The 26,488-nt window shown below is 63.5% G+C and carries 28 protein-coding genes; 13 read left to right on the plus strand and 15 right to left on the minus strand.

Annotated features, from left to right (window positions below; translation table 11 throughout):
* Window positions 1-7 precede the first annotated feature (7 nt).
* Genes CG471_RS30090 through CG471_RS07060 form a run of 3 tightly spaced genes read right to left on the minus strand, consistent with a single transcriptional unit; the run spans window position 8 to window position 3,276 of the window.
* Entirely contained in the window at window positions 8-523 is a 516-nt protein-coding gene (locus CG471_RS30090; protein ID WP_143560158.1) for a flagellar hook-length control protein FliK, read from the minus strand.
* Window positions 524-1,714 (minus strand): restriction endonuclease subunit S, encoded by a 1,191-nt coding sequence (locus tag CG471_RS07055; protein WP_099231368.1) that lies wholly within the window; start codon window positions 1,712-1,714, stop codon window positions 524-526. It abuts the gene before it with no gap.
* Window positions 1,711-3,276 carry a class I SAM-dependent DNA methyltransferase gene (locus tag CG471_RS07060; protein ID WP_099231396.1) on the minus strand — a complete coding sequence of 522 codons (1,566 nt, stop codon included), beginning with the start codon at window positions 3,274-3,276 and terminating at the stop codon, window positions 1,711-1,713. Before CG471_RS07060 ends, CG471_RS07055 begins: the two co-directional genes overlap by 4 nt.
* A gap of 405 nt (window positions 3,277-3,681) precedes the next feature.
* On the opposite strand from CG471_RS07060, the gene CG471_RS07065 reads away from it, so the two are divergent.
* From CG471_RS07065 to CG471_RS07090, 6 genes are all read left to right on the plus strand, one after another.
* Window positions 3,682-4,068 carry a cyclic-phosphate processing receiver domain-containing protein gene (locus tag CG471_RS07065; protein WP_099231369.1) on the plus strand — a complete coding sequence of 129 codons (387 nt, stop codon included), beginning with the start codon at window positions 3,682-3,684 and terminating at the stop codon, window positions 4,066-4,068.
* 178 nt (window positions 4,069-4,246) lie between these two features.
* A complete protein-coding gene (locus tag CG471_RS07070) occupies window positions 4,247-5,002 on the plus strand; it encodes a hypothetical protein (protein ID WP_099231370.1) in 756 nt (251 codons plus the stop codon).
* 32 nt (window positions 5,003-5,034) lie between these two features.
* Window positions 5,035-6,204 carry a M48 family metallopeptidase gene (locus CG471_RS07075; RefSeq protein WP_257211450.1) on the plus strand — a complete coding sequence of 390 codons (1,170 nt, stop codon included), beginning with the start codon at window positions 5,035-5,037 and terminating at the stop codon, window positions 6,202-6,204.
* Complete coding sequence (locus CG471_RS07080; protein WP_257211451.1) at window positions 6,201-6,800, plus strand: hypothetical protein; 600 nt, start codon at window positions 6,201-6,203, stop codon at window positions 6,798-6,800. The genes CG471_RS07075 and CG471_RS07080 overlap by 4 nt, the downstream gene beginning before the upstream one ends.
* Window positions 6,801-6,963: 163 nt before the next feature.
* Window positions 6,964-7,650 (plus strand): hypothetical protein, encoded by a 687-nt coding sequence (locus tag CG471_RS07085; protein ID WP_099231373.1) that lies wholly within the window; start codon window positions 6,964-6,966, stop codon window positions 7,648-7,650.
* Window positions 7,647-8,684: a hypothetical protein gene (locus CG471_RS07090; RefSeq protein ID WP_143560159.1), complete on the plus strand. Its 1,038-nt coding sequence runs from the start codon at window positions 7,647-7,649 to the stop codon at window positions 8,682-8,684. Before CG471_RS07085 ends, CG471_RS07090 begins: the two co-directional genes overlap by 4 nt.
* Window positions 8,685-8,933: 249 nt before the next feature.
* Here CG471_RS07090 and CG471_RS07095 read toward each other — a convergent pair whose 3' ends face one another.
* The 6 genes from CG471_RS07095 to CG471_RS07120 are packed head-to-tail and all read right to left on the minus strand — an operon-like array spanning window position 8,934 to window position 16,396.
* Complete coding sequence (locus CG471_RS07095) at window positions 8,934-10,175, minus strand: TolC family protein (RefSeq protein ID WP_099231375.1); 1,242 nt, start codon at window positions 10,173-10,175, stop codon at window positions 8,934-8,936.
* Complete coding sequence (locus CG471_RS07100) at window positions 10,172-10,471, minus strand: DUF3240 family protein (protein WP_099231376.1); 300 nt, start codon at window positions 10,469-10,471, stop codon at window positions 10,172-10,174. The genes CG471_RS07095 and CG471_RS07100 overlap by 4 nt, the downstream gene beginning before the upstream one ends.
* Window positions 10,468-13,539, minus strand: coding sequence for an efflux RND transporter permease subunit (locus tag CG471_RS07105; protein WP_099231377.1), 3,072 nt, complete (start codon window positions 13,537-13,539; stop codon window positions 10,468-10,470). The genes CG471_RS07100 and CG471_RS07105 overlap by 4 nt, the downstream gene beginning before the upstream one ends.
* Before the next feature lie 6 nt (window positions 13,540-13,545).
* The gene (locus CG471_RS07110; protein ID WP_099231378.1) at window positions 13,546-14,646 is read right to left on the minus strand and encodes an efflux RND transporter periplasmic adaptor subunit; all 1,101 of its coding nucleotides are present in this window, start codon (window positions 14,644-14,646) and stop codon (window positions 13,546-13,548) included.
* Between the two features lie 56 nt (window positions 14,647-14,702).
* Complete coding sequence (locus CG471_RS07115; RefSeq protein WP_099231379.1) at window positions 14,703-15,722, minus strand: HAMP domain-containing sensor histidine kinase; 1,020 nt, start codon at window positions 15,720-15,722, stop codon at window positions 14,703-14,705.
* Complete coding sequence (locus CG471_RS07120) at window positions 15,719-16,396, minus strand: response regulator transcription factor (protein ID WP_097385710.1); 678 nt, start codon at window positions 16,394-16,396, stop codon at window positions 15,719-15,721. The genes CG471_RS07115 and CG471_RS07120 overlap by 4 nt, the downstream gene beginning before the upstream one ends.
* Window positions 16,397-16,541: 145 nt before the next feature.
* Here CG471_RS07120 and CG471_RS07125 point away from each other — a divergent pair, with 145 nt between their 5' ends.
* Window positions 16,542-17,156, plus strand: a complete 615-nt coding sequence (locus tag CG471_RS07125; RefSeq protein ID WP_373562048.1) for a 5'-methylthioadenosine/S-adenosylhomocysteine nucleosidase — start codon at window positions 16,542-16,544, stop codon at window positions 17,154-17,156.
* Here CG471_RS07125 and CG471_RS07130 read toward each other — a convergent pair.
* The 5 genes from CG471_RS07130 to petA form a co-directional block, all read right to left on the minus strand.
* Window positions 17,153-18,226, minus strand: a complete 1,074-nt coding sequence (locus tag CG471_RS07130; protein WP_099231380.1) for an endonuclease/exonuclease/phosphatase family protein — start codon at window positions 18,224-18,226, stop codon at window positions 17,153-17,155. The genes CG471_RS07125 and CG471_RS07130 overlap by 4 nt on opposite strands.
* Window positions 18,227-18,297: 71 nt before the next feature.
* The gene (locus tag CG471_RS07135; RefSeq protein WP_099231381.1) at window positions 18,298-18,834 is read right to left on the minus strand and encodes an adenine phosphoribosyltransferase; all 537 of its coding nucleotides are present in this window, start codon (window positions 18,832-18,834) and stop codon (window positions 18,298-18,300) included.
* Between the two features lie 80 nt (window positions 18,835-18,914).
* Window positions 18,915-19,763, minus strand: a complete 849-nt coding sequence (locus tag CG471_RS07140) for a cytochrome c1 (RefSeq protein ID WP_037507701.1) — start codon at window positions 19,761-19,763, stop codon at window positions 18,915-18,917.
* A 14-nt stretch (window positions 19,764-19,777) separates the two neighbouring features.
* A complete protein-coding gene (locus CG471_RS07145; RefSeq protein ID WP_099231382.1) occupies window positions 19,778-21,070 on the minus strand; it encodes a cytochrome b/b6 in 1,293 nt (430 codons plus the stop codon).
* Between the two features lie 11 nt (window positions 21,071-21,081).
* On the minus strand, window positions 21,082-21,648 hold the full coding sequence (gene petA / locus CG471_RS07150) for a ubiquinol-cytochrome c reductase iron-sulfur subunit (protein WP_004208161.1): 567 nt from the start codon (window positions 21,646-21,648) through the stop codon (window positions 21,082-21,084).
* Between the two features lie 193 nt (window positions 21,649-21,841).
* Between petA and CG471_RS07155 the strand changes: the two genes are divergently transcribed.
* The 3 genes from CG471_RS07155 to CG471_RS07165 are packed head-to-tail and all read left to right on the plus strand — an operon-like array spanning window position 21,842 to window position 23,776.
* Complete coding sequence (locus CG471_RS07155; RefSeq protein ID WP_004208162.1) at window positions 21,842-22,300, plus strand: tRNA (cytidine(34)-2'-O)-methyltransferase; 459 nt, start codon at window positions 21,842-21,844, stop codon at window positions 22,298-22,300.
* Window positions 22,297-23,172 carry an oxygen-dependent coproporphyrinogen oxidase gene (hemF, locus tag CG471_RS07160; RefSeq protein ID WP_099231383.1) on the plus strand — a complete coding sequence of 292 codons (876 nt, stop codon included), beginning with the start codon at window positions 22,297-22,299 and terminating at the stop codon, window positions 23,170-23,172. The genes CG471_RS07155 and hemF overlap by 4 nt, the downstream gene beginning before the upstream one ends.
* A gap of 4 nt (window positions 23,173-23,176) precedes the next feature.
* Window positions 23,177-23,776 (plus strand): GNAT family N-acetyltransferase, encoded by a 600-nt coding sequence (locus tag CG471_RS07165; RefSeq protein ID WP_099231384.1) that lies wholly within the window; start codon window positions 23,177-23,179, stop codon window positions 23,774-23,776.
* On the opposite strand, the gene CG471_RS07170 is transcribed toward CG471_RS07165, so the two are convergent.
* A complete protein-coding gene (locus CG471_RS07170) occupies window positions 23,758-24,552 on the minus strand; it encodes a hypothetical protein (RefSeq protein WP_004208165.1) in 795 nt (264 codons plus the stop codon). The two genes, CG471_RS07165 and CG471_RS07170, sit on opposite strands and share 19 nt — an antisense overlap.
* A 76-nt stretch (window positions 24,553-24,628) precedes the next feature.
* Here CG471_RS07170 and lipB point away from each other — a divergent pair, with 76 nt between their 5' ends.
* The 3 genes from lipB (at window position 24,629) to CG471_RS07185 (ending at window position 26,482) form a co-directional block, all read left to right on the plus strand.
* Window positions 24,629-25,333 carry a lipoyl(octanoyl) transferase LipB gene (gene lipB / locus CG471_RS07175; RefSeq protein ID WP_099231385.1) on the plus strand — a complete coding sequence of 235 codons (705 nt, stop codon included), beginning with the start codon at window positions 24,629-24,631 and terminating at the stop codon, window positions 25,331-25,333.
* Window positions 25,334-25,395: 62 nt separating this feature from the next.
* Window positions 25,396-25,683 (plus strand): hypothetical protein, encoded by a 288-nt coding sequence (locus CG471_RS07180; protein WP_099231386.1) that lies wholly within the window; start codon window positions 25,396-25,398, stop codon window positions 25,681-25,683.
* A 103-nt stretch (window positions 25,684-25,786) separates the two neighbouring features.
* Window positions 25,787-26,482 (plus strand): hypothetical protein, encoded by a 696-nt coding sequence (locus CG471_RS07185; protein WP_004208168.1) that lies wholly within the window; start codon window positions 25,787-25,789, stop codon window positions 26,480-26,482.
* Window positions 26,483-26,488: the final 6 nt, after the last annotated feature.

A 26,488-nucleotide genomic window follows, 5' to 3' on the forward strand; every position in this document is an offset into this window, starting at 1 on the left:
CTTTCCTTCATACGAGATCCCGCAGTTTAGGGAAATGATCGGCGAAGGCAGTCCGTATGAGTGCCCAGCGATCAGGATCGCCAGCATGCCGCCATTTAACGGTATTCAAAACCTGATATCCAGCCTCGCTTAAGGCAGCCGCCAAATCACGCTCATACGCTCCGACTTCATCGCGCAAGGGCATGTGCTGAGTCATCAAATCTGCATGCAGCGCGCCATCGACCTTCTCGACTTCAGGGTGAAGCGGGCCATGGGCGATCAAGTGAAAGGCAAAGCAATCCTCCGCCACTATTCCACGATCGCGCAGTCGGGCACGCAGGGCATTCTGGTTCTTCATTGTTCCAAGATGCTGCCCCATCCTGGTGTAGGGGGCGCTTGCATGAGGGCTGCTATTGTCGCCGGTTCTACCAACATACAGCCATTCGTCACCCGATGCTGTTTCGACGCGCCACACATAAAGCCAAAAGCCGCGTCGCAACATGGCGCCCGGCAGTGTCAATTCATGTGTGGCAGGTGGAGCCATTCACAATTCTCCACGGAAGGCACGATACTGGAGGGAGGTGAAGAGGGATTCAACGTCCGCCAAAGCCATCTCTGCGCGAGACGCCGGGCCGCCCAGTGCAGCGAGCGAGCGCTTAAACTTTCTCTGTGTCGAGAGTGGAGGCAGGACGACAGGCAACTCCTTGATAATCCCCATGTTGAGCCCGTCCATGATTGCGCCCTTAGATCTGGACGTCAAATAGTGGCGCGCAGTCGGATGGCGCAGAAAATATGCGTGGAGAAATTCAGGAAGGCAACGATCTTGATCGAGTGAGATACAACATAGGTGCTTAGTATTTATGGCTTCACCGACGCCATCTGGCACGATTGCACAGCGGCCGCACGTTCCCATGATGGTAATCAGAACGTCGCCGGGATGCACCTTATAGCGGGTAAGGTCAGCGTATTTCTGTGGAGTGATATATCTTTGCTTCGCCCAACGAAAGTTGTTGGACACCGCATTGTCGATGCCCAACACCGCGATACCCTCATCCACAAACTCGCTGTGCAAAAGCTGACTGCCAAATGGGCCGGTGCGAATGCCGCCATTATTTTTGTCAACAAGGTCCGCGACATTGGTTTCCCGCCAATCAGATTTGGCTCCAGAAACGAATGTATCGAAGAACATTGCGGCTTCCAGATCAGAAAGACGAGAGAGTGCCTGGCGACGCATGCGGCGCAGCGCGTCCGCCTGATCCAAGATCGCCGCGATCCGCCGCTGCTCCGGCATTGGCGGGACAGGCACTACTATCCCTTCAACGACCGCTTTTGAAACCTCTTTGAACGTGGCGCCGTTACCCATCGCCTGCAACCGTTCCCGGTTAGCGTCCAGCCACCAGTAGAGAAACGAGGCATCCAGATCGGGACCGGGGATGAAGCTCTTGAATCCCTGATTGGTGGCCATCGGCGTGCTGTTAATTGCGATGTGGCCGATTGGCGCGCGCGAACTGAACAGCACGGAACCTACCGGCAATCGCTCCGCCGAACAGCTTCGCAGCCCAGCTTGAGTGATTTTGCGGGGCGTCCCATCAATGATCTTGCTGTTCAGGTCGGACAAATCTTTCGGCGTAGCCCAGTCAATGTCGCCATCCCAATATGTGGCCTCACCACTGCTCGGGGTAGCGCCGCCGACGACACGGGCAACTTCCTTGATTTCAAGCTGTGGCCAACTCACCCCAACATCTCCTCAAGCGCGCTCAGCCCCTTGGCGATCTCGCTCTCCAGTTCTCGCAACTCGCGAATGATGTCCTTCGGCGCGGCATGCTCCACCTCGGCATGCACCACTTCCTTGTAGCGGTTGATCGATAGGTCGTAGCCCGCCGCCTCGATCTCCGCGAGGGACACGCAGAAGCTTTGCGCGGTGCGGGGATTGGCACGCTCGCCGCCTTCGCGATCGGCCCAGCGGGCGAGCAGATCGGGCAGGTTGTTCTTCCCATGCTCCGCTGCGTCCAGCGTCCGCGACGGCGCTGGGCCGATCAGTTCTTCGGCCAGCAGCGAGTTGCGCTTGTCGTCCAGACTCCACCCGTCCGCCTGCATGTCATAATACCAGACGGCATCGGTGCCGCCGCGCCCGGTCTTGGTGAAGATCAGGATCGCGGTGGACACGCCTGCATAGGGGCGAAACACGCCGGACGGGAGCGAGATCACCGCCTCCAGCCGATGATCGTCCACCAACGCCTTGCGGATGCCCTTGTGCGCCTTGGACGATCCAAACAACACGCCGTCCGGCACGATCACCGCCGCGCGGCCGCCGGTGGACAGCAGGCGCAGGAACAGGGCCAGGAACAGCAGTTCGGTCTTCTTGGTGTTGACGACCTTCAGCAGATCCTTGGAACAGCTCTCATTGTCCAGGCTGCCGGCAAAGGGCGGGTTGGCCAGAATCAGACTGTAATGGCCGCTATCCTCCCCCGCGCCCTCCGCCAGGCTGTCGCGATATTCGATGCGCGGCTCCTCGATACCGTGCAGCATCATGTTCATCGCGGCGATACGCAGCATCGTCTCGTCGAAGTCAAAACCGGTGAACGCCTTCGTCTCGAAATGCTGGCGGGAGGCTGAATCGTAGAAGATACCGGGATGCTCGCGCCGCACATGCTCGGCCGCCATCATCAGGAAGCCGGCGGTGCCGCAGGCCGGATCGCAGACGGTGTCTTCGGGACCGGGGTTCATCAGCCGCACGATCAGGTCGATGATGTGGCGAGGCGTGCGGAACTGGCCATTCTCCCCCGCGCTGGAGATCATGGACAGCAGATATTCATAGACGTCGCCCTTGGTATCGCGATCGTCCATCGGAATTTCGTCCAGCCCCTGCACCAGCTTGTCGAGCAGGGCCGGCTTGGTGAAGGCCAGGCGCGCGCCCTTCATATGGCTGGCCATGACGCTTTCCGACCCGCCCAGCGTGCGCAGGAAGGGCATGACGTGATCGGCGACGATCTCATACATGCGTTCGGGCGCTTCATTCTTGAACTTGGACCAGCGCATCAGCTCATAGGGGCAGCCATCGGGGAAGCCGGGGGTGCCAAGCTCATCCTTGCCTTCGGGGAACACGCGGCGCGGGACATAGCCCTGCTTCTTGAGCGCCAGCGCCTTCGCCTCTTCGCGCGTCTGGATCTCGTCGATGCGCTTGGCGAACAGCAGATAGGTGATCTGCTCGACGCCGGTGAGCGGGTTGGAGACGCCACCTGACCAGAGCGCGTCGCGCAATTTGTTGATCTGGCCGCGAATTTCACCGGTCAGCATGGAATATTCGTCTCCGAGGGCAATCGTGGAATGAAGTCGAGCGACCTTGATCAGGGAGAGGGGGGCGGCGCAACCATAAAGCGCGCGTTCGTGCCAAGATTGGGGGCATTCGCACATGCGGCCTTGACCGGGCGGGCGGACCATGGCGCGCTTGCCGTGCACAGCCAAGCCTCTCATAATCAACGCGATTTTTAGGTCTAGAGAGAGATGTGAGCGACAAGAAAAGGATGAGCACCAGGGTCAGCTACCGCGAGCATCTGCTCATCGAACGAACGTGCAGCGGTCAGCAGCGCTGATCATCGGGCAACGGAAGTCTTAGAGATTTCATCGTCGCTCGACCCGGATGCTGCCAATCAGGCAGTTGTTCGCCACCTTTACCCGGACAGTATGATTGGAACACATGATATGCGGATATTCCTTGATGACGAGCGCCTGCCTCCTGAAAACGAGCCCGATTGGCTCGTAGTCAGATCCGTGCCCGAATTGCTGGAAATGGTGTCGGCCCATTCTGCCGAGATCACCGAAATTTCGTTCGACAACGACCTCCAGGAAGAGCTTGAGGGGCGCCATGCAGTCGGTCGCATAGTTGGCGACGCGCTCAATCCAGCAATGCACCTGCCCCGGCTGCAACGACTTACCGTCCATAGCGCGAATATCGTCGCCGCAGAGGCAATGATCGCCATGATGCATGCGGCGATCAGGCACGAGCAAATCCCGGCGGTGGAAGTGCGCAGGCGCAGCGCGCTTGAGCATGACTATCCAATCGTCCCAGGGAAGACGCCGCCACTGTGATAATCGGTCGAGATTATTCCCGCTGCCTGGATTGCAGACGAGGATCGCGGAAATTTCATGCCAGGCCGTAAAATATAACAGCAATCGACATAAATGCCGACATTCCCGTATCTTGTAAGAGTTCGAAGCCAATATTAGCAATGTCCTCCTGCTATGGGGAATCAGCAGGGGGGAAATCATGAAGCTCTTGAGTCGCGCAGTCGCAGCGGCGTTGTTCGCTGCGCTCGTCATTACGCCAGCGGTGGGGCAAGAACGCACTGCCACAAAAGGCGGGTTCAGTCTCGCGCCTCAGAGCGGCAAGACGATTCTCGTGTTTCGCCCGACGGTTCGCGTCGGTGGACAATCCACTGGAGGCCTGTTCGAGCCAAACGCCGACTGGACGGATAAGGCGCGGGAAAACATCGATACCGCTCTGGCGAAGCGTCAGGGAACACTGGGCAACAAGGTCATCACGGCTCCGGTGTCCTACGGCGAGGAAGCGCAGTTGGTCGAAGAATATTCGGCCCTGTTTGCTGCCGTATCCCAGTCCGTGATCCAATATCAGTTCTTTGTCGGCAACCGACTGCCGACCAAAAAGCGCGACAATAAAGCGGATGTGTTCGAATGGTCGCTGGGCAGCGGTGTGGCCGCTCTTCCGGGCGCCAAAGACGCTGATTACGCCCTCTTCATCTGGAACAAGGATGCTTACGGCTCGACTGGCCGGAAGCTGCTTCAGGTAGCGGCTGCGTTTGGCGGAATAAGTGTCACGTCTGGCGAACATAAGGGCTATGCGGGCCTGGTTGATCTGAAGACCGGTGATCTCATGTGGCTCAATGCCGACGCGGCGATGGGTGGTGACGTCCGCGAAGTGGATGGTGCTGAAAAACGTGTAGCCCAACTGCTGGAAGAATTCCCCGGTAGCATGCAACAAAAGCTGGCATCGACTCAGCCATGAGGAGGCGCATAGCGGGGATAGCTATAGCGGCGGTGTCAGCCATCCTCACGCCGCCTCTCTACGGGGCGAATAATATTGCGCCACCGCCGCCGCCCTACACCGGCGCCTATCAACCTATAGGCGTCGATGAAATCGGTGCCTGGCGCGAGGCAGACGAAGACGAGCGAGCACTCGCAAATTCGCCCATCGTCATTCGCGATGAGGCTCTCAACGCCTACGTTAGGCAGGTTCTGTGTAAAACCGTGGGGGACGACAGGTGTAAAGCCGCCCGAATTTACATCGTGCGTGTGCCCGTGTTCAATGCGTCGATGACGCCGAACGGCACGATGCGCGTTAACAGCGGCTTGCTGCTTCGAACCCGCAACGAGGCTGAATTGGCCACCATTCTAGGCCATGAATTTGGACATTTCGAACAACGACATACCCTGAACCGCTGGAAAGCCCATCGGTCTGCAACTGACCTGCTGAGTTGGGCTCAAGTCTTCGCAGCATTGGGTAATAGCTACCAGTCCTATTCCAACTTCAACGATATGGAGCTGTCAGTCTACGGTCGGCTTTATCGATTTGGCCGCGACCAAGAACGAGAGGCTGATGCGCTGGGGTTAGGATATCTCAATGGCAGCAAGCTTCGTCCGCAAGCTGCATCAGCGGTGTGGCAAAATCTGATGGACGAACAGGAAGCTTCTGCATTGGCTAAAGGCGTCCAGAAACCCAACTTCAATAAAATCGCCTTCTTCGCTTCTCACCCTCCAGAGGGTGAGAGAGCTGTCACTCTAACGGCACTCGCAGACCCTGCAGGCGCAGATCGAGAAGATGGAGCCGCCCGTTACGCTGCGGCATTGGCTCCATGGCTACCGCGCTTCCTCGAAGACCAGGTCAAGCTCAACGACTTCGGCGCAAGTGACTACATCATATCGTCGCTTGCGGTGAATGGCTGGACGGCGCCGCTATGGCTGGCGCGAGGCGATCTATACCGAACCCGCGGCAACCCTCGCGATTTGGTGCTGGCTGCGGAATTTTATGGAAAGGCAGCGGAGATGGATTCGACCTTGCCGGAAGCCCAGCGCGGTTTGGGGTTATCGCTTATCAAAACGGGCCGGCGAACAGAGGGGCAAATCGCCCTCCGCCGCTATTTGGAACTGAAACCTAATGCATCGGACGCCAGCATGATCAACATGCTGGCACCAGCCGGGGGGCAATGATGAACAAAAATCTATGGATGCGATCGGCAGCAATCAGTGCTGCCTTGATGCTCACGATTTCCGTATCGATGGCCAACGGCTATCGTGAAAAAGGCATTCCGGTCGAGGTAGCAAAATCCTCGATGAAGGTGACACCCGTTCGCGACTGGAACAGCCTTTCGATCCGTCCTGGCAAGAAAGCCGAGACGTGGACGCTGGATGGCGAGCAACTGAACGATGTCACCTTTTACGGCGGTATCGCACCGGGCGAGCCACTGATCCGTGAAAGCAGCAAGAAACATAAGCCGCTACCAAAGTTCACCAGCGAAACCTTGTTGGTTGAGCTTCCCGAATTGCTGGAAGGCACTTATCGCACGGAAAAGGGGATTGGCGCATTTTCCGTTACGGGTTCAAACCCTGATCGGTTCCTTGGCAACGAGGGTATCCGTTTCACCTATGAATTTGTCGATGCAGATAATCTGCCGCGAAAGGGCGAAGCCCGCGCTGTCCTGATCAAAGGTCAGCTATTTATGGCTACGTTCGACGCACCTCGACTGCATTATTTTGAGGCAACACTGGACGATTTTCACGTCCTGACCGACAGCGCGACGTTATAACTCTTCCCAACCGCGATCAAATTGCATGAACTGTCTATTTTCGGATAGATATAGAGATAGTAATTTCGAATACTCATACTTCGTTCTAAGGGGAGAACGGGGAATTACAGCTTGTAATGCTCCGACTAGATAGACTGTTCTGAGAAAGATGGCGGGAGTATGGATGTTCAATTTTATAAACCTGTTCGGCCATCGCGAAATCGACGAATGGCGAGACGATTATGTTCTCGTCGCGACGGTCGCCTTGAACCAGTTGGCTGCCGATATGATCGCAGAATCGGACAAGCTTGTTCTGGGCGCCACCCTCAAAGAAGGTCTGTTCGGTCAGGAAAAATTCATTGCCGAACACATCGCTCCGCTGGTGCGTGACAGGGCCGAACCGGTGATTACAGACATTCTGGATCGCGCTAATCGCGCCTTGATGGTCATCGCCGACCATCAGACAATCTGGCACGAGCAACCTCCGGGGAATCAAGGATCAGGCGGAGCATTCGACGGCTGGCAAGATGTGGCCGTGGCGGCCGGCCCATTGGCAGGGGGCGTCGCAGTCGCGGCCGCTATACCGTCGATGGCCGTGATGACATCGACGGCCTTTTTCGGGCTTGTTTCTACTACCATCATCAGTTGGCCTGTTGTCGTCGGCGGTGGCGCCATAGCAGGTATCGCCATTGCCACTGGCGCACTCAACACGGGCAAGATCCTTGATAAGGCACAATCCAGACTTCGAAGGAAAGTTCGCGACTATGTGATCGCAACGCTCATCAACGGAAATTCGAAGCAACCAGCAATTCGTGAACAGATTGCACAAGCGCTTGATCGCGCGCGCTCCCAGGCGAAGAAACTGAAATGACAATGATTGCAATAGGTGAAATCCTCCTTCGGGAGGTTCCCGAGGCTTTGTTGGCGGGGGTTCAGACTGGCGAGTTCCGGATTTATGGGTCGATCATCAGATCGGTCCGAACCGGCAGGATTGCGGGTCATTTACAGGAAACATCCGGCCTCACGAGCCTCGCTGGTCAATTACTGGCGTCGCCCGCCACGCTTCCTCTTCAAGGCGTTGGGCTGGGGGTAGATCTGCTGGGCCATGCTGCAACCTATGCGCAGAATGAGCAGATCAAGACTGCGATCAGCGTTCTGCACAATCTGCAACTGGGCAACGCGGCCTTGAACGCAGCAGGTATCGGTGTGTCTGTAGCTGGCTTTGCCGTGCTCTCCGCTAAAATCGACAGGGTCGAAGCCAAGCTCGACAGCCTTTCTCAACGGGTCGACGCGATTGGCCGTGCCGTAGAGCATCTGCTCCAGGAAAAAATTGCTGATGATTTCATTCGCCTGCGCACCGCCACCGAGCAGATGGATGAAGGCTGGCATTTGTCTGATGCTTCCCAGCATTGGCGCCATGTCGCAAATGAAACCCATACTCTGGTGAATATTTTCGAGCGGCGAATCCATCAGATGCTGGATGACGATAGAAGCGACGCGCAGGCCGTCGAGCCGATGCAGGAAGCGATCGCAATGGCGATCGCTACGCGCGTGTCCGCCCGACTAGCCGCCGGAGACGATGTCGCAGCACGATATGCGGCAGGCGAAGGCGCGAAGGCTCTTGCAAAGCTTGGAGGACGCTTCGGCGTGGCAGACAGCGCCCTCAAGAGGATGCAAGCCGCATCCGTCGAAGTGGGCACAAGCGCATGGGGAGAAGCGCTTGAAAGAACGACGGACGGGCTGCGTCCACTGTTCAATACCATCCGTTCCCGTGAGACATCCGCTATATCGACCGTCCTCACGCTTGAGGAATTAGAACGGCAGGGGATCGAAGGCCGTCGCTGGCTTGAGACGGCTCGAAATGAGGAAACGTCCCCAATCCTGTGCCTGCTCCCTACAAAATGACCGATGAAACAGCGTCCGCACCGATGGGTATCGGGGCCGAATTTCGTTTCTATCAAAAGGCAATATTTACATTGCCTTACGTCACCCGAAAACCCACAGGGGTCGTCTGGTTCAATATGAACCCAAGTGACCGCGCAGATCGAGAATCATGGGGCAAAACACCCTGATTTGCCTGCAATTCGATACAGAAAACCGCAGTTTTGCGTGGATAGCTGGTGTTGACATCGCAGGGGTCGCTCGCGCGCCCTCTCAGTCCTCATGCCCTTCCTGCGAGGTCCAGACCTCATGCGCGTCGATCTGGATGCGCAGGATGGCGCGCAACAGGGTGGCGCGGGCGTCGATTTCCTGGCGCCGGGTCTCGTTCGCCTGGCGGCGGGCGAGCAGCGTATCGGCAAGGTCGATCTGGCCCAGTTCATAGCCTCGCTTCGTCCGGGTCGCGGCGGCGGCGGCGCTGGCGGCGGCGCTTTCCATGCTGCGCCAGACCGCTTCGCGAGCGCGGACATTACTGAAATCGGCGGCGGCGGTCGCCTCTATCTCGCGCCGCACGCGGGCGAGTTCCAGCTCGGCCGCACTGGCGTCTGCGGTCGCCTGGTCATGGGCGGCGCGGCGATAGCCACCGCCCAACGGAATCGAGCCGACCAGACCGACGCCCTTTTCCAGCCCACCCCGTTCGCTGAAGACGCGCACGCCGAAGGACGGGTCGGCGATGCGATCGGCCCCAGCCCGGCGAGCGACCATGGCCAGCCGCTGCGCCTCCCGCTCCGACGCGCGAATTTCATGGCTGCGCTCGATCACCAGATTGCGCAGATCCTCCAGCGCCGTGGCGGGCATGGCCGGATCGGCGAGCAAGGGTGCCTCTTCGGGCAGAGCGAGGCCGGGGAAGCCGGCGGCGAGCTTCACCCGCGCCTCATCCCGCGCCGCGCGGGAGGTCGCGGCCTGCGCCTGCGCCTGGGCCAATGCGGCTTCAGCCTGATCCACGTCCAACAGCGACGCGTCACGCAACTGGGCGCGGCGGCGCACGGCTGCCATGTCCTGTGTCAGGCTGGCGACGGAATCGAGGTCGGTCCGGTGCTGGGCACTGGCGACCAGCCAGTCATGCCAGAGATCGGAAAAGGCGAGCGCGGTCTGATGCCGCACATCCTCCATCAGATTATGGGCGACTTCGACGCCCAATTCGCCGGCCTTGCGGTCCAGCGATGCCTTGCCGGGCAGGCGGAACGGGCGGGTGAGGTTGACGTCATATTCGCCATAATCGCCCTCCCCCTCGGCCGAGCGGCGGGAGACCGTGCCCTGGAAGGTAAATTCGTAACTGCCCCGGCGGAGCATGGCCGCGCCAGCCTCGGCCGAGCGCACGCGCGCCTGTGCTGCGGTCACGGCGGGATGGCTATCAAGCGCTTCGACCACCAAGGGTTCAGGCGGCAGATCGGCGCGCTGGGCCAGGGCGGGCGTGGCGACAAGGGTCGTGGCGGTCAGGAGAAATGCGCGGATCATGCGATACGCCCCCGCGCCGCGACCGGGCAGGCATGCCAGCGGACCGGATGGCCACGCCGCGCATCGGTGACGGCGGCGACGAGCGCGTCGATATCGTCCGCCGGCACGATCAGGTCGATCGCCGCCCGGCGCAGTGTGCCGCGCACCTGCTCGCCCGCGCCGGCATCGCCGAAATCGCGGCCCAGCACCTGCTCGTCGCGCAGATGGAGCGGCGCCGGGGTGCGGCTGCGCAGGGCATCGGCCACACCATCGCGGTCGATCGCGGCGCAATAGAAGGTCAGTAACATGTCGGTCATGATCGGGCTTCCGTGGCGCCTTCACCGAAGCGCTCGAACAGGATGGGCAGGAGGATGAGGGTGAGCAGGGTCGAACTGATCAGCCCGCCGATCACCACGATGGCGAGCGGCTTCTGGATTTCCGACCCCGGCCCGGTCGCGAACATCAGCGGGACCAGGCCGAAGGCGGTGATGCTGGCGGTCATCAGCACCGGGCGCAGCCGCCGTTCCGCGCCCAGTCGCACGGCCTGGGCCATGCTCTGCCCTTCCTCGCGCAGCTGGCGGAAATAGGCGACGAGGACGAGGCCGTTCAGCACCGCGATGCCGAGCAGCGCGATGAAACCGACCGAGGCGGGCACGGAGAGATATTGACCCGAGCCCCAGAGCGAGATGATGCCGCCGACCATGGCGAAGGGGATGTTGGCGAGGATCAGCAGCGACGCGCGCATCGATCGCAGGGTCATGAGCAGCACCAGCAAGATCAGCAGCAGCGCGGCCGGGATGACCAGCATCAGCCGGGCGGAGGCGCGCTGCTGATTTTCGAACTGGCCGCCCCAGACCATGCGATAGCCGGCCGGCATCTTGATTTCGCGATCGACGGTGGCGCGCGCCTCGTCGACATAGCCGACCAGATCGCGGCCGGAGACGAACGCCTGGACCAGCGCGTAGCGCGAGCCATTTTCATGGTCGAGCTTGACCGGCCCCTCGGTGCGCTCGACCCGCGCCATGTCGCTGACCCGCGCGACGGTGCCGTCCGGCGTGCGCAGCGGCAGGTCGGCAAAACGGGTCGCGTCGCTGCGGATTGTCTCGTCGCCCTTGACCAGGATCGGCACGCGCTTCTGCCCGTCGGCGACGACACCGGCATGCACGCCCTCGATCTGGGCTCGCAGCGTGTCCTGCATCTGGTCGATCGGCATGCCGAAACGGCCGGCGGCGGCGCGATCGATATCGAGCTGGAGATAGTCGACATGGTCATTGGCGACGGTCATCACCTCCGAAGCGCCGCGCGTCTTCGACAATATCTTCTGCACCTGTCCGGCCAGGTCCGACAGGGTGGCGAGGTCCGGGCCGAAAATCTTGACGGCAAGGTCGCCGCGCGATCCGGTCAGCATTTCCGAGACGCGCATCTCGATCGGCTGGGTGAAGGTCGGCTCGATGCCGGGCAGCCGGTCGAGCGACTTGCGGATTTCATCGACGATGAATGCCTTGTCGCCGCGCCACTCCTTCTGCGGTTTGAGCACCACGAAACTGTCGGTCTCGTTCGGGCTCATCGGATCAAGGCCGATCTCGTCGGTGCCGACGCGGGCGATGATCTGCGCGATTTCGGGCACATCCTTCATCAGGGACTGTTGCACCGCCGTGTCGCCCAGCACCGACTGGTCGAGATTGATGGTCGGCAGCTTGGCGGTCTGGACGATCACCGAGCCTTCATCCATCGACGGCATGAAGGTCTTGCCGACCGCGCCATAGGCCAGGCCCGCCAGCACCAGGCCGAGCGCGGCCAGGCCATAGACCAGTCGTTTGCGGCCAAAGGCACCGTCGAGCAGCGCCCGATAGCGCGGCGTCAGCTTGCGCATGATCCAGGGTTCGCCATGATGGCCGGCCTTGAGGCCGAGCGAAGCCAGCACCGGCACCAGGGTGAGCGCGATCAGCAGCGATCCCGCCAGCGCGAAGATGATGGTGAGCGCAACCGGGGCGAACAGCTTGCCCTCCAGCCCTTCGAGCGAGAGCAGGGGCAGGAAGACGAGCGCGATGATGACGATGCCGGCCGACACCGGCACCACGACTTCGCCAGTGGCGCGGTAGACATGGTGCAGCCGCGGCGGGCCGTCATCCTTCGCATGGTTCAGCCGTTCGACGATATTCTCGACCACCACGACCGCGCCGTCGACCAGCATGCCGATGGCGATGGCCAGGCCGCCCAGGCTCATGAGGTTGGCCGACAGGCCCATGCAGCGCATCATCAGGAAGGTGACGAGCGCCGACATTGGCAGGGTGGCGGCCACGATCGCCGCCGCGCGCCAGTCGCCCAGGAACAGGATCAGCAGGATGATGACCAGGATGGTCGCCTCGATCAGCGCCTTTTCCACCGTGCCGACGGCGCGGCCGATCAGGTCGGATCGGTCATAGAAGACGGCGATCGTCGTGCCCTGTGGCAGGGTCTTTTCCAGTTCGGCGACGCGCGCCTTGACGCCGTCGACCACGGCGCGGGCATCGGCACCGCGCAGCGCGATCACCAGGCCCTGCACCGCCTCACCCTTGCCGTTGGCGGTGACCGCGCCATAGCGGGTCAGGCTGCCGGTGCCGACGGTCGCGACATCGCCCATGCGGACGATGCGGCCATTGCGGGTGGCGATCACCATCGACTGGAGGTCCGCTTCCGACCGGATCGCACCGACGGCCCGGACGATCAGCGATTCCTCGCCCTGGGACAGGCGACCGGCGCCGTCATTGCGGTTGCCGCGTTCGATCGCTTCCTGAAGATCGGCGATGCCGAGGCCCGCGCTGGCGAGCGCGATCGGATCGGGGCGCACCTCGAAGGTGCGGACATAACCGCCCAGCGCATTGACGTCGGCGACGCCGGGCACGGTGCGCAGCGCCGGCCGGATCGTCCAGTCGAGCAGGGTGCGCTTTTCCTCCAGGCTCAAAGGCCCTTCGATCGTGAACATGAAGATGTCGGACAAGGGCGTCGAGATCGGCGCCATGCCGCCCGATACCGCCGGCGGCAGATCGCCCATCACGCCCGACAGGCGTTCGGCGACCTGTTGGCGCGCCCAGTAGATGTCGGTGCCATCGACGAAATCGATGGTGATGTCGGCAATCGCATATTTGGCCGAGGAGCGCAGGATGGCCTGGCCCGGAATGCCCAGCATCTCCATCTCGATCGGGGTGATGACGCGGCTTTCCACCTCTTCCGGCGTCATGCCGGGCGCCTTGAGGATCACCTTCACCTGGGTCTGGGCGATGTTGGGATAGGCATCGACCGGCAGGTTGACGAAGGCCCAGGCACCCAGCCCGGCGGTCAGCAGGGCGAGCGCGATGACGATCAGGCGATAGGAGAGCGCCCAGGCGGCCAGCGATTTGAGCATCCGGCCTTACTCGCCCATCGCCAGCGGCTTGAGCGCGCTGGTGCCGGCGACGACGACCTGCTCGCCCGGCTTCACGCCGGAGAGGATCAGGACATGATCGCCATCCTTGCCGCCGGCCTTGACCGGGCGCGCAATGACACCGGCGCGGGTGCGCACGAACAGCGTGTCGCCGCCGGGTAGCGTCGTGACGGCGGCGGCGGGCACCATGGCGGCACCGGTCGGCGCCGGGCCGAAGATCGACAGGCTGGTGGCGCGGCCGGCCATGGCACCGGGACCAGCCGGCAACCTGGCCTTCAATGTTACCGACCGGGTGGCGGGATCGATGGTCGATCCGACCGCCGTCACCGTGCCGCGCAGATCATCGCCCAGCGCCACGGCCATGCCGGGCTTCACCTGACCCGCCAGCCGCTCGGGCAATTGCGCCTGTGCTTCATATTGGCCGGCCGCATCGATCACATAGGGGGCGGTGGTGCCATCGACGACGCTACCGGCATGAATGGCGGCGCTGGTCACGCGGCCGGAAATGGGCGCGGTCAGCGTGTAGGTGCCGCTGGCGCCCGATCCGTTCACCATCGTCAGGATGCGGCTCTTTTCCGACACATCGGCGCGGGCCTCGCCCAGCACGGCGCGGGCCTCGTCCGCGCGGGCGCCGGCGATGATACCTTCGCGCTCCAGTTGCGACAGGCGGCTGGCGCTCGATTGCGCCACGCCCAGCCGTGCGCTCGCGCGATTGAGGTCCGCGCCCATGGACAGGACATCGCGGCTGGAGACGATCGCCAGCGGCTGGCCGCGCCGCACTTCCTCGCCCTCGACCACCAGGATGCGGGTGACGACGCCGGGGAAGGTGGCAGCGACAGCGACACGGGCGTTGGGCGGCGGCGCGATCAGGGCGGGCACGACCGCGATCGGCGCTTCGGTGGCAGCGATGGCCGCGCCGAATTTCAGACCGAGCCGGGCGATATTGTCCGCGGTCAGCGGGATCGATCCGTCCGCCGGTTGCGCCGCAGCACTGTCATTGGCGGGCGCGTCCTGCTCCCCCGAACAGGCGGCAAGCATCAGGAGGGCGAGAGCACCGGGCAGGCGCACGAATCGGAATAGCGGGACCATGGCCCCCGCCCTATGGGATCAAACTGACGAGACCCTGACGAGGAGTTTTCGGACGATCAACGCGGTGGCGCGAAATCCAGCACCAGTTCCTGTGCATCGGCCGTGCTGGAAAGGGTGCCGCCATGCGCCGTCATGATGCGGGCGACGATCGCCAGCCCCAGCCCGGCGCCTTCGCTGCTGGCATGATCCGCGCGGCGATGGCGCCGGACCAGTTCGGCCAGCCGCTCGGGCGTCAGCCCAGCGCCGCCATCCTTCACCCGCAAGCGCGGGCCGGGGCCGGCGATCACGGTGACGGCGCCACCGGGCGGCGTCACCCGCAGCGCATTTTCGACAAGGTTGCGCAGCGCCGCCGCGACCGTCTCACGCTGCCCCATGATCGGCGCGACATCGCCGACGCGGGTCAGCGACAGGCTCTTGTCGGCCGCGATCGCACCGGGCGCCATCAGGCTGACAATGTCGGCGCCGACATCCTCCAGCCGGACGCTGTCGCGGATCGACTGGGCCACGCTCTGCGCCTCGACCCGCGCGAGCAGCATCAACTGGTCGATCAGGCGGCGCATCGCGATCACCTCGGCCCGCAGGCGCGGCGCGTCGGGATGCTCGAGTCCGTCCAGTTCCAGCGCCAGCACGGCGAGCGGCGTGCGCAGTTCATGCGCGACATCGGCGGCGAACGCCTCATGGTCGCGCGCCGCCTGGTCAAGCTGGCCGAGCAGGCGATTGACGGCCTGGGCGAAGGGCACGGCTTCGGTCGGGAAGGCGGCATGATCGATCAGCACGCCGCGCTGATGGCGTTCGGCCACCTGCAACTGGGCGACCGCCTCTCCCAATGGCGTCAACGCCTGACGGATCACGATCAGGCTGGCCATGCCCATCGGGATGATCAGCACCAGGATCGGCAGGATCACATGCTCGAACAGCTCGCGAAAGGCATGGCGGGCGGCGGCCGGGTCGCCCAGCGCGGTGAAGCTTTGCTGATGTTCGTTGATGATGAAGACCAGCAGCAGCGTGGTGCCGATGAAGCCCACGATCGACAGGCCGATGAAGAGGCGACGGGCGATCGAGCGACGCTGGCTCATGCCGCCGGCTCCCGCAGCATATAGCCGACGCCGCGCACGGTATGGAGCATGCCGCGCGCGCCAGCCTCCTCCAGCTTGCGGCGCAGGCGCGACACCGTGGCCTCGACCGCATTGGGGGTGACCGGCTCGGCAAAGGAATAGAGCGCGCTTTCGATGCTTTCGCGCCGGACCACGGCGCCGGCCTGGCGCAGCAGCAGTTCCAGCAGGTCAGTCTCGCGGCGCGACAGGTCGATCGCCTGCCCCGCGCAGAGCGTCATGCGGCGCGCCGAATCGACCAGCAGCGGACCGAAGCGCAATTCGGTCTGGGCGCGCGGCCCCGGACGGCGCATCAGCGCGCGGATGCGGGCGGCAATCTCGTCCACATCGGCGGGTTTCACGACATAATCATCGGCGCCGGCATCGAGGCCCGTGACGCGGTCCTCCAGCGCGTCGCGCGCCGTCAGGACCAGGGCAGGCTGCATATGTCCCTGCCGCCTGATTTCGCGGAGCCAGGCGATGCCGTCGCCATCGGGCAGGCCGCGATCGACAATCAGCACATCATGGACCTGCGCGGCGATCGCCTCGCTCGCCATGATCAGGCTGGCGGCATGATCGCAACTGAAGCCGCGCCGGCCTAGGCCAGCCACCAGCAGGTCGGCGAGACGACCATTATCTTCCACCAGCAAGAGACGCATGCGCAGCTACATCCATGGCCGGGCGGTCACGATCAACTCCTTTGTGATTTCGCGCCAAGACCCCCGGCGACCAGGCAAGCGAACAGCCCCTTATCTTTTCGATCTTTCCGGCTATGACGCGCAGCAGCGAGACGGAGACCAGCAGATGACGGCGACATGTGGGATGATGGGCGGACGGCGGGTGCTGTTCGTGATGGCGATCGACGCCGAATATGGCCCGCATCTGCAAGCCCGGATCACCCCGCTGATGACCGGCGTCGGCCCGGTCGAGGCGGCACTGGCCATGGCCGTGACGCTCGACCGGATGGCGCAGGCGGGCACCTTGCCCGATCTGGTCGTGTCGCTGGGCTCCGCCGGGTCGCGGGTGGGCATGCTGGGTGAGGTCTATCAGGTCGCCAGCGTCTCCTGGCGCGACATGGATGCCTCGCGCCTCGGCTTTACCAAGGGGGTGACGCCACTGATCGATCATCCGGTCGACATTCCGCTGGTCACGCCGCTCGAAATCCGCGCCCTGCGCCTGTCGACCGGTGCCAATGTCGTGGGCGGCGAGGAATATGCCGCGATCGATGCCGACATGGTCGACATGGAGACTTTTGCGATCGCCCGCGCCTGCCAGCGCTTCGGCGTGCCGCTGATGGGATTGCGCGGCATTTCCGATGGGCCGGGCGAGCTTGACGACATGCTCGGCTGGACGCAGCTGCTCTCGCTGATCGACGAGAAGCTGGCGGTGGCCGTCGATGCCCTGGGCGAGGCGCTTTAACAGCCGCCCGGCTGGCGCGCTGCGCCGCGCGGCCAGGACAGTTCATAGGTGACGAGGAAGCCGTCATGGTCGGACAGTTCCGGCCCGCTCGGCCCGCCATCGAACATCGCCTCCACCCGGATCGGGCGAACCGAGACCCGATCACCCGGCCAGAAGAATTGCAGATCCTGCGTGTCTATCCAGGGTTCGTCGCCATCCCAGGACATGCGTACATCGCAGCCTGACGCGGCATCGGCGCAGACGCGATGGACGAGGTTGAGCGCCTGATAGCGGGAAAAATTCTCCCAGCGCGGTTCGGAATGGCGCATGTTGAAATCGCCGCCGAAGATCAGCGGATAGGCATCATCATGGCTGGCATCGATGAAGGCCGAGGCTTCGAGCGCCTGCCGCTCATGGGCGGCGAGGTTGCGCGGTCCGGGCGCGCGGGAAGCCCCGCGCGAGTTCATGTGGGTGTCATAGATGTCGATCGGCGTCGGCACGCCGGGAATGGCGATGCGCGCCAGCACGATCCCCTTGTTCGACAGGCAATCCAGGCCCGCACAGGATTTGCGGCCATAGGCCCGCTTCTGCGTCAGGAGAATCGGATAGCGCGAGGCGACGGCGAGGCCGCTGCCGGAAAAATGGATGCCAATCTCGCCCCGATTGATATGCGATTTGCCCGGCAGCTTGTCCTTGGTCGATCCGCGCGCGCGGGTCGTGCGATGCGGGCCGGCGGCGATCGCCGGATAGCCGGTATCGGCCACCGCCTGCTTCGCCGATCCGCTGAACATTTCCTGGAACAGCACCACGTCGGGCGCCGTCCCCGCCGCGCGCATGGCGGCCAGTCGCTCCGCTATCTGGTCAAGTGACGGCCCACGCCCGCTGCGGGCCGGCCAGCCCAGCCCCTCGATATTATAGGTCAGCACCGACAGGGTGGTGGTGATCCGCTGCGCATCCGGGGCGGCGAGCGCAGGCGCGACTGTCGCGCCACAGGACAATTCGCGATAGGGGGCCGGCGTCGCACAGGCCGATAGCAGCAGCGGCGCCACACAGGCGCCGAACCGGCTGAGGAAGCGGGAAGTAGCGGCCATATGCTCCTCGTCATCGGATCAGCGCATCATGACGCGAAAGGGCGCCGGCGACAACCGGCACCTGGACCGGATCAGTCGCCCTCGAACAACAGGATCGCGCGCGACGGGACAGCGTCCTGCTCCAGCGCGGCAAGCCCGCCCAGATCCGGCAGGTCGATCGCGAACAGCGCCATCAGCACCTGTGCGCCCTGCTCGCGCAGCAGCGCCGCGGCCGCCTGCGCCGTTCCGCCAGTGGCGATCAGGTCGTCGACCAGCAGCACGCGCGCACCACGCGGCACCTGCCCTTCATGCAGTTCCAGCCGGTCGGTGCCATATTCCAGCACATAGTCGATGCCGACGGTCTTGCCCGGCAGCTTGCCCTTCTTGCGGACGGGAACGAAGCCCTTGCCCAGCTTCAGCGCCAGCGCCGCGCCCAGGATGAAGCCCCGCGCCTCCACGCCGACGATCAGGTCGGGGTCGAGCGGTCCTGCCACCTTCGCCATCTGGTCGATCAGTTCGGCCAGACCCGGCCCGTCGGCCAGCAGGGTCGTGATGTCGCGGAACTGGATGCCCGGCTTGGGGAAGTCGGGGATGGTGCGGACCAGCGCGGTCAGACTGTCGATGCTCATGGTTGAAGCCCCATAAGGAAAGGGCGCGCTCCCGACAAGGAAGCGCGCCCTTTCTTTCATGCCGTCGGGCAGAAGTGCGGTCAGGCCGCCTTCTTCTTGTCCGCCCAGATATTCTGATAGGCCATATAGGCAAGGCCCGTGGCGATCAGCAGGAAGAGGATGGTCGCCACGCCCGCGCGGCGGCGATTTTCCAGCTTCGGCTCGGCCGTCCAGGTAAGGAAAGCGGCCACGTCCTGCGACATCTGGTCGATGGTCGGCTTGGTGCCGTCGCCATAGGTCACCTGGCCATCGGCCGACAGCGGCGGCGCCATGGCAAGGTTCAGGTTGGCGAAATAGGGGTTGAAGTGCAGCCCTTCCGGCGTCTTGGCATCCGGGAAATGCTTGAGCAGTTCAGCCGGCTGTTCCTGGAAGCCCGTCAGCAGCGAATAGACATAGGCCGAGCCATGATGGCGCGCCTTGGTCATCAGCGACAGATCCGGCGGGATCGCATTATTGTTCGCCGCTGCCGCCGCGACATTGTTCGCGAAGGGGGACGGGAAATAATCGGCGGGAATGCCGTCGCGGGTCGAGGCCTCACCCGTCGCCGGATCGACGCTGGGGGTCTTGATCGCCCAGTTCTTGGCGATCGCCTTGATCTCCGCCTCGTTATAGCCAATGCCGGCCAGATCGCGGAAGGCGACGAACTTCAGGCTATGGCAGGCCGAGCAGACCTCCTTGAACACCTGGAAGCCGCGCTGGAGCTGCTGATTGTCATAACGGCCCAGCGGCCCGTCGAACGAGAAGGAGACATGCTTGGGGGCCAGGTGGAACTCATGCTCCACCGTCTTGGCCGGAGGCTCCACCACGTAGGAATAGGCACCCACGAGGAAGGAGATGAGCAGCCAGCCGGCGAAGAAGAGGCCGACAAGGAATGCGCCGATGCGTACCATGCTTGTCTTCCCCCTTATTCGGCCGGGACTGCGGCGGATTCGCCGTCAGCCTTGGCATATTTGGCCAGCACCGCCTCGGTGATCGAATTGGGCAGCGGCAGCGGCTTTTCGAAGCGCGCGATCATCGGCAGGATGATCAGGAAATGCGCGAAATAATAGGCCGCGGCGACCTGGCTGATCATCACATAGGGCTCTTCCGCCGGCGCACCGCCGCAATAGCCCAGGATCAGCACGTCGAGCACCAGGATCCAGAAGAACGTCTTGAAGGTCGGGCGATAGCTGCCCGAGCGCACCGGCGAGGTGTCGAGCCAGGGCAGGAAGAAGAGCAGCAGGATCGATGCGAACATCGCCAGCACGCCCAGCAGCTTGGCCGGCACGAAGAAGAAGTCGACGGTGAAGGCGCGCAGGATCGCGTAGAAAGGCCAGAAATACCATTCGGGCACGATATGCGCCGGGGTCGAAAGCGGGTTCGCCTCGATATAATTGTCCGGGTGGCCCAGATAATTGGGCGCAAAGAACAGCAGGATCGCGAACAGGATCAGGAAGACGCCCGCCCCGAAACCGTCCTTCGCGGTGTAATAGGGATGGAAGGGCACGGTATCCTGGGGCCCCTTAACCTCGACACCGGTCGGGTTGGAGGAACCGGGAATATGCAGCGCCCAGATATGCAGGATCACCACCGCTGCGATCACGAAGGGCAGCAGGAAGTGGAGCGAGAAGAAGCGGTTCAGCGAGGCATTGCCGGGCGCAAAACCGCCCAGCAGCCAGGTCTGGATCGGCTCGCCCACCACCGGGATCGCGCCGAACAGGCCGGTAATGACCTTCGCGCCCCAATAGCTCATCTGCCCCCAGGGCAGGACATAGCCCATGAAGGCGGTGGCCATCATCAGCAGGAAGATGACGAGGCCGAGCAGCCAGACCATCTCGCGCGGCGCCTTGTAGCTACCGAAATAGAGACCGCGGAAAATATGCAGATAGACGACGATGAAGAAGAAGCTGGCGCCGTTGGCATGCGCATAGCGCATCAGCCAGCCCGCATTCACGTCGCGCATCGTCTGTTCGACGGTGCCGAAGGCGACCAGCGTGTTGGCGCCATAATGCATCGCCATGACCACGCCGGTGACGATCTGGATCACCAGCGCCAGGCCGGCGAGGACACCGAAATTCCAGAAATAATTGAGGTTGCGCGGCACCGGATAGCCGGCGCCGACGGCATTGTAGACGAGACGCGGCAGCGGCAGCTTCTCGTCGACCCACTGCATCAGCGGATGCTTGGGGGTATAATGTTCAGCCCATGGAAAGCTCATGACGGTCCCCCTCAACCCACAAGAATGGCAGTGTCGGAAGTGAAGCTATACTTCGGCACTTCCAGATTCTTGGGGGCAGGCCCCTTACGGATGCGGGCGGCCGTGTCATAGGACGAACCGTGGCAGGGGCAGAAATAACCGCCGAATTCGCCGCGATTTTCGCCCTCGCCCGCGCCCAGCGGCACGCAACCCAGATGGGTGCAGACGCCCATGGTGATCAGCCACTGCTTCTTGCCGTCGACCGTTCGCTCCGCCAGCGTCTGCGGGTCACGCAGCGTGGACGGGTCGACCTTGTCGGCCTCGGCAATTTCCTTGTCGGTGAGCTGGCGAACGAACAGCGGCTGCGACCGGAAGGTCGTCTTGATCGCCTGGCCCGGCTGGATCGCGGAAAGATCGACCTCGGTCGATGCGAGCGCCAATACGTCGGCGCTGGGGTTCATCTGATCGATGAGCGGGAGAATGACGCCAACGGCGCCCACCCCTGCGAAGCTCACCGCAGCGATATTGATGAAATCGCGGCGACGCACTCCGTCTTCGCCGGATAGACCCTGCCCGTCAACTTGTTCTGAGTTCGCCATGCACCTCTACCCTTGCAAGACTTCCCTATTCACGCCGGAATGCCTTGAGTGATCCTGATTATCAAGGGAGTTAGGGTATACCCCGCCTCCCCCCGGCGTGGGTCAAAGGTCTGATAACCGGACTGTCAGGGCTTTGCCAACCGCAAAGTCATCCAGACTATGACAAATCGCCGCGCTGCATTATGCGACAGCCATGCGTATCGCTCTCTACCAGCCCGAAATCGCCGGCAATGTCGGCGCCATCCTGCGCCTCGCCGCCTGTTTTGCCGTGCCCGTCGACATCATCATGCCGACCGGATTCGCCTTTTCCGATGCCCGGCTGAAGCGCGCGGCAATGGATTATGGCGCAGCGGCCGAAGTCGTGCGCCACGCCAATTTCGAGGCGTTCGACGCGGAAAGACGGGCCGCCGGCCGCCGCCTGCTGCTGATGAGCAGCCACGCGTCGGAACGACTGCCCGATGTGACATTTCGCAGTGACGATGTCTTGCTGATGGGATCGGAAAGCGCGGGCGTGCCCGATCATGTCCGCGATCTGGCTGATATTCGCGTGCGCATTCCGATGGCACCGGGCTTCCGCTCGCTCAACATCGCCGTTTCCACCGGCATCGCCGTTGCCGAGGCCCTTCGCCAGACCGGGAGCTTCCCTGCATGACGCCTGACATCCGCTTTCCCCTGAACCCGCAGCAGCAGGCGGCCCGTGCCTGGTTCGAATCGCTGCGCGACCATATCTGCGGGGAGTTCGAGGCGATCGAGCGCGAAGCCGGCAGCGACGCCAGCTTCGCCTATACCCCCTGGGATCGCGAGGCCGAAGGCGTAGCGCCGGGCGAAGGGGGTGGCGGCGTGCGCGGGGTGATGAAAGGCAAGGTCTTCGAAAAGGTGGGCGTCAACATCTCCACCGTGACCGGCGATCTTGCCCCCGGCTTTGCCCAGACCATCCATGGCGCGGCCGACAATCCGGCGTTCTTCGCCACCGGCATCAGCCTGGTCGCGCATATGGCGAACCCGCATGTGCCGGCCGTCCACATGAACACCCGCTTCCTCAACACGACCAAGAACTGGTTCGGCGGCGGCGCCGACCTCAATCCGCCGCTGCCGCGCGACGAGGATACGGCGGATTTCCACGCGGTGTTGCAGGCCGCCTGCGACGCCCATGATCCGGCCTATTATCCGCGCTTCAAGGCCTGGGCCGACGACTATTTCTTCATCCCCCATCGCGGCGTGCATCGCGGCGTCGGCGGCATCTTCTACGATCATCTCGAATGCGCCGACGATGCCGCGTTCGACGCCAATTTCGCCTTCACCCGCGCTGTCGGCGACGCGTTCCTGGCCGCCTTCCCGCCGATCGTGCGGCGGCGGATGAACGAGGCGTGGAGCGAGGAAGACTATCGCACCATGCTGGAATGGCGCGGCCGCTATGCCGAATTCAACCTGGTCCATGACCGCGGCACCCTGTTCGGGCTCAAGACCGGCGGCAATATCGACGCGATCCTGATGAGCCTGCCGCCGATGGCGAGCTGGAGCTGATCGCGTGGCACTGACCCCGGTCGATCCGCGCGAGATCGCGACCATCGCCACCCATCTGGAAATGCGCGAACGGCCGAAACCCGCGCCGATCCCGCCCGCGCCGCTGCGGCTGGTGCCGTGGAAGACGCCGGACCTTGGCGCCTATCGCGCCCTGTTCCGCCGCGTGGGCGAACCGTGGCTGTGGTTCTCGCGGCTGGTGATGCCGGACGATCAGCTCGCGGCTATCCTGCATGATCCCCTGGTCGAGGTCTATGCCGTCACCGATCCGCGCGGGGTCGAGGTCGGCCTGCTGGAGCTGGATTTCCGCAGCCCGTCGCAATGCGAGCTGGCCTTTTTCGGGCTGGTACCCTCACTCAACGGCAAGGGACTGGGCAAATGGCTGATGGCGCAGGCCAAGTCGCTCGCCTGGCGCAAGGGAGTGGAGCGCTTCTGGGTCCATACCTGCACGCTCGACAGTCCGGCGGCGCTCGGCTTCTACATCAAGTCGGGCTTTACCCCCTATGGCCGGGAGATCGAAACCTTTGCCGATCCGCGCCTGCTGGGCCTGCTGCCGCCCGAAGCGGCGCCGCAGATCCCGATGTTCGCTCAGCCCGCCGAAGCCTGACGATAGATGCGGGCCAGCATCACCAGCATATAGACCTGGATCACGGTCGAGACCGCCGCCGAGGCGACGCCGCCCACCAGCCGGGCGGCCTCCGGCCCGGCGGCAAGGCCGGCGAGCGCACCGAAGATCGTCTGCGCCGCCATGCTGGCAATGCCCGACAGCAGGGTGATCAGGATGATGAAGCCCAGCAGCCGCCAGAAACAGCCGCGCGTCAGCGCCCAGGCATGGCGCAGCGAGGGCACCACCCCCTGATTGCCGTCGATCACCGCCGGATTGAGCAGCATCAGCCGGACGCTGGCAAAGATGGTGGCGCCGCCGACAAAGGCGCCGAGGATGGCGCCGATGCTGGTGCCCACGGACTCCGAGACCAGGCTGGCCAGGACGGCGACCAGAATCGCGGCCAGCATCAGCCCGCCAATCAGGAACATGGCGAGCAAGGCGGTGCCCAGCAGCACCGGCAACCGCGCGAAGCCCAGGCGCAACGCCTCCCCCACGCTGATGCCCGGCCGCAGCGCCAGCGCAAACAGCGTCAGCGATCCGAACCAGATGATGACGACACCCAGCAGCATCGCCAGCGCAAAGCCGGGCGGTATGTCAGGCAGGCCGGTGCGCTGGGGATTGGCCATCCATTCGGCCAGTTGCGGCGGCGTCATTTCCTGCAGGATCAGCCCCGGCAGGGCCAGGAACAGCAGCGCGACGGGAAAGAGCAGCGACGCTTCGCGGGCGACGAAGGCAACTGCCTCCTCCCACGCCTTGCCGATCGAGACTGCCGCCATATCTAATGCCTACCCCTGTCCTGCGAAATGCGGCCCGAGACTTGATCGCTCGCCCCGCTCAAGTCAAGGAAGCGCCATGACCGATCCCCTGCCCTTTCCTGACGTCGAGTGGCGCAGCGATGCCGCCCCCGTCGACTATCCCATCGCCCTTGCCGATATGGAGGCACGTGCCGCCGCCATTTATGAGGGCGAGGCGCGCGAGCGCGTCTGGCTGCTGGAGCATCCGCCGCTCTATACCGCGGGCACCAGCGCCGATCCGGCCGAACTGATCGATCCGCGCTTTCCTGTCCATGATGCCGGGCGCGGTGGCCGCTACACCTATCATGGGCCGGGCCAGCGCATCGGCTATCTCAACATCGACCTGCGCGAGCGCGGCAAGGATGTGCGCAATTTCGTCCATCATCTCGAAGGCTGGATGATCGACGCGCTCGCCGATCTGGGCGTTGCCGCCCGCCGCGCCGAAGGGCGCATCGGCATCTGGACCGACGACACGCAGGGGCGCGAGGCGAAGATCGGTGCGCTGGGCATTCGCGTCCGTCGCTGGGTGACGCTGCACGGCTTTTCGATCAACGTCGATCCCGACCTGTCCCATTTTGGCGGCATCGTGCCGTGCGGGATCAGCGAGTTTCCGGTGACCAGCATCGCCGCAATGGGCGGCAATGCCTCGATGGAAGCCCTTGATGCCGCGCTCAAGGCGCATTTCCCCGCCTTTCTCGGCCGGCTGCGGCGCTGCGGATCGGGCGACGGCACGGGACTTGAGCAATGCGGGACCGCCCGCTAGGGTCCGCCACTTCGCCAGGTGGGGGGCCGCCGGGCATGTTGAGCCATGTTATGGAGACCCGGATGCGCCTTGACGCAAGGATGATGACTGCCGCCCTGTTGATCGGCTGCATGCCGCTGGCAGGCTGCGGCGGTGGCGGCGAAAAGAGCGGCAACACGGTGCAGATGAAGGATATGGAAGTGGTCGATGGCACCGCCACCGACGCCATGACCGATCTGGACGGCGTCCAGAGCGAGGGCACCAGCCTGGCCCTGCCGGAAAATCGCACCGAACCAAAGACCGCTGCCCCGGCCAAGGCGGACAATGCAGCCGCCCCCGCCAATGATGAGGAAGTCGTGTCGGATCAGTGAGGCTTTTGCCGTTCACTTCCGATACAGCCGCGCTATAGTCGATGCCGTTATGGGGGAATTGGGCGTTCGCGCCGTCAAGACCCCGGCTGAGAGGGTTTATTCAATGACGTTCCGTTTTCGCTCGCGCCAGGCCTTTGCTGCCCTGACGATCGCCGCCGCGTCGCTCGCCGCCGCGCAGCCGGCCGCCGCGCAATTTTTCTGGTCGCCGCCCGACATGTCGGCCCCTGCCCTGACCGACGAAGCCGCCGCCACCGCGCTGGGCCTGCCCGGCGCCACCGCGGACGAGATCAAGGCCGGCCTCACCTGGAACCTGCGCGCCGCGATCAATGTCGCCGCGCTGCAGTGCCAGTTCGAACCGACCCTGCTGTCGGTCAGCAACTACAACGCCATGATCGCCCATCATGACGCCGAACTTGACGCAGCGCAGGCGACGCTGCTCAGCTATTTCCAGCGCACCAAGGGCAAGGGCAAGCCCGGCCAGTCGGCGTCCGACATGTATAATACCCGCATCTATTCGGGCTATTCGACGGTCCAGGCGCAGCGCGGATTCTGCCAGGCGGCAGCGGCGGTCGGTCGCCAGGCGATCTTCGCCGATCGCGGCCAGCTCAACGTCGTCGCCCGCCAGGGCCTGGCTTCGATCAAGAAGTCGCTCGTCCATGCCGGCGAGCAATATTATGGCGATCCGGGCTGGAACTATCAGCTCGCTTTGCCTTCGCTCGACGCCAAATGCTGGAAGAAGGGCGTGCTGCTGCCCGAATGCCACCAGCAGTGGAACCAGAAGGCGGGCGTCCAGCCCTGATCTGAC

Source organism: Sphingobium sp. IP1 (assembly GCF_002708645.1).
Lineage (GTDB): Bacteria > Pseudomonadota > Alphaproteobacteria > Sphingomonadales > Sphingomonadaceae > Sphingobium > Sphingobium yanoikuyae.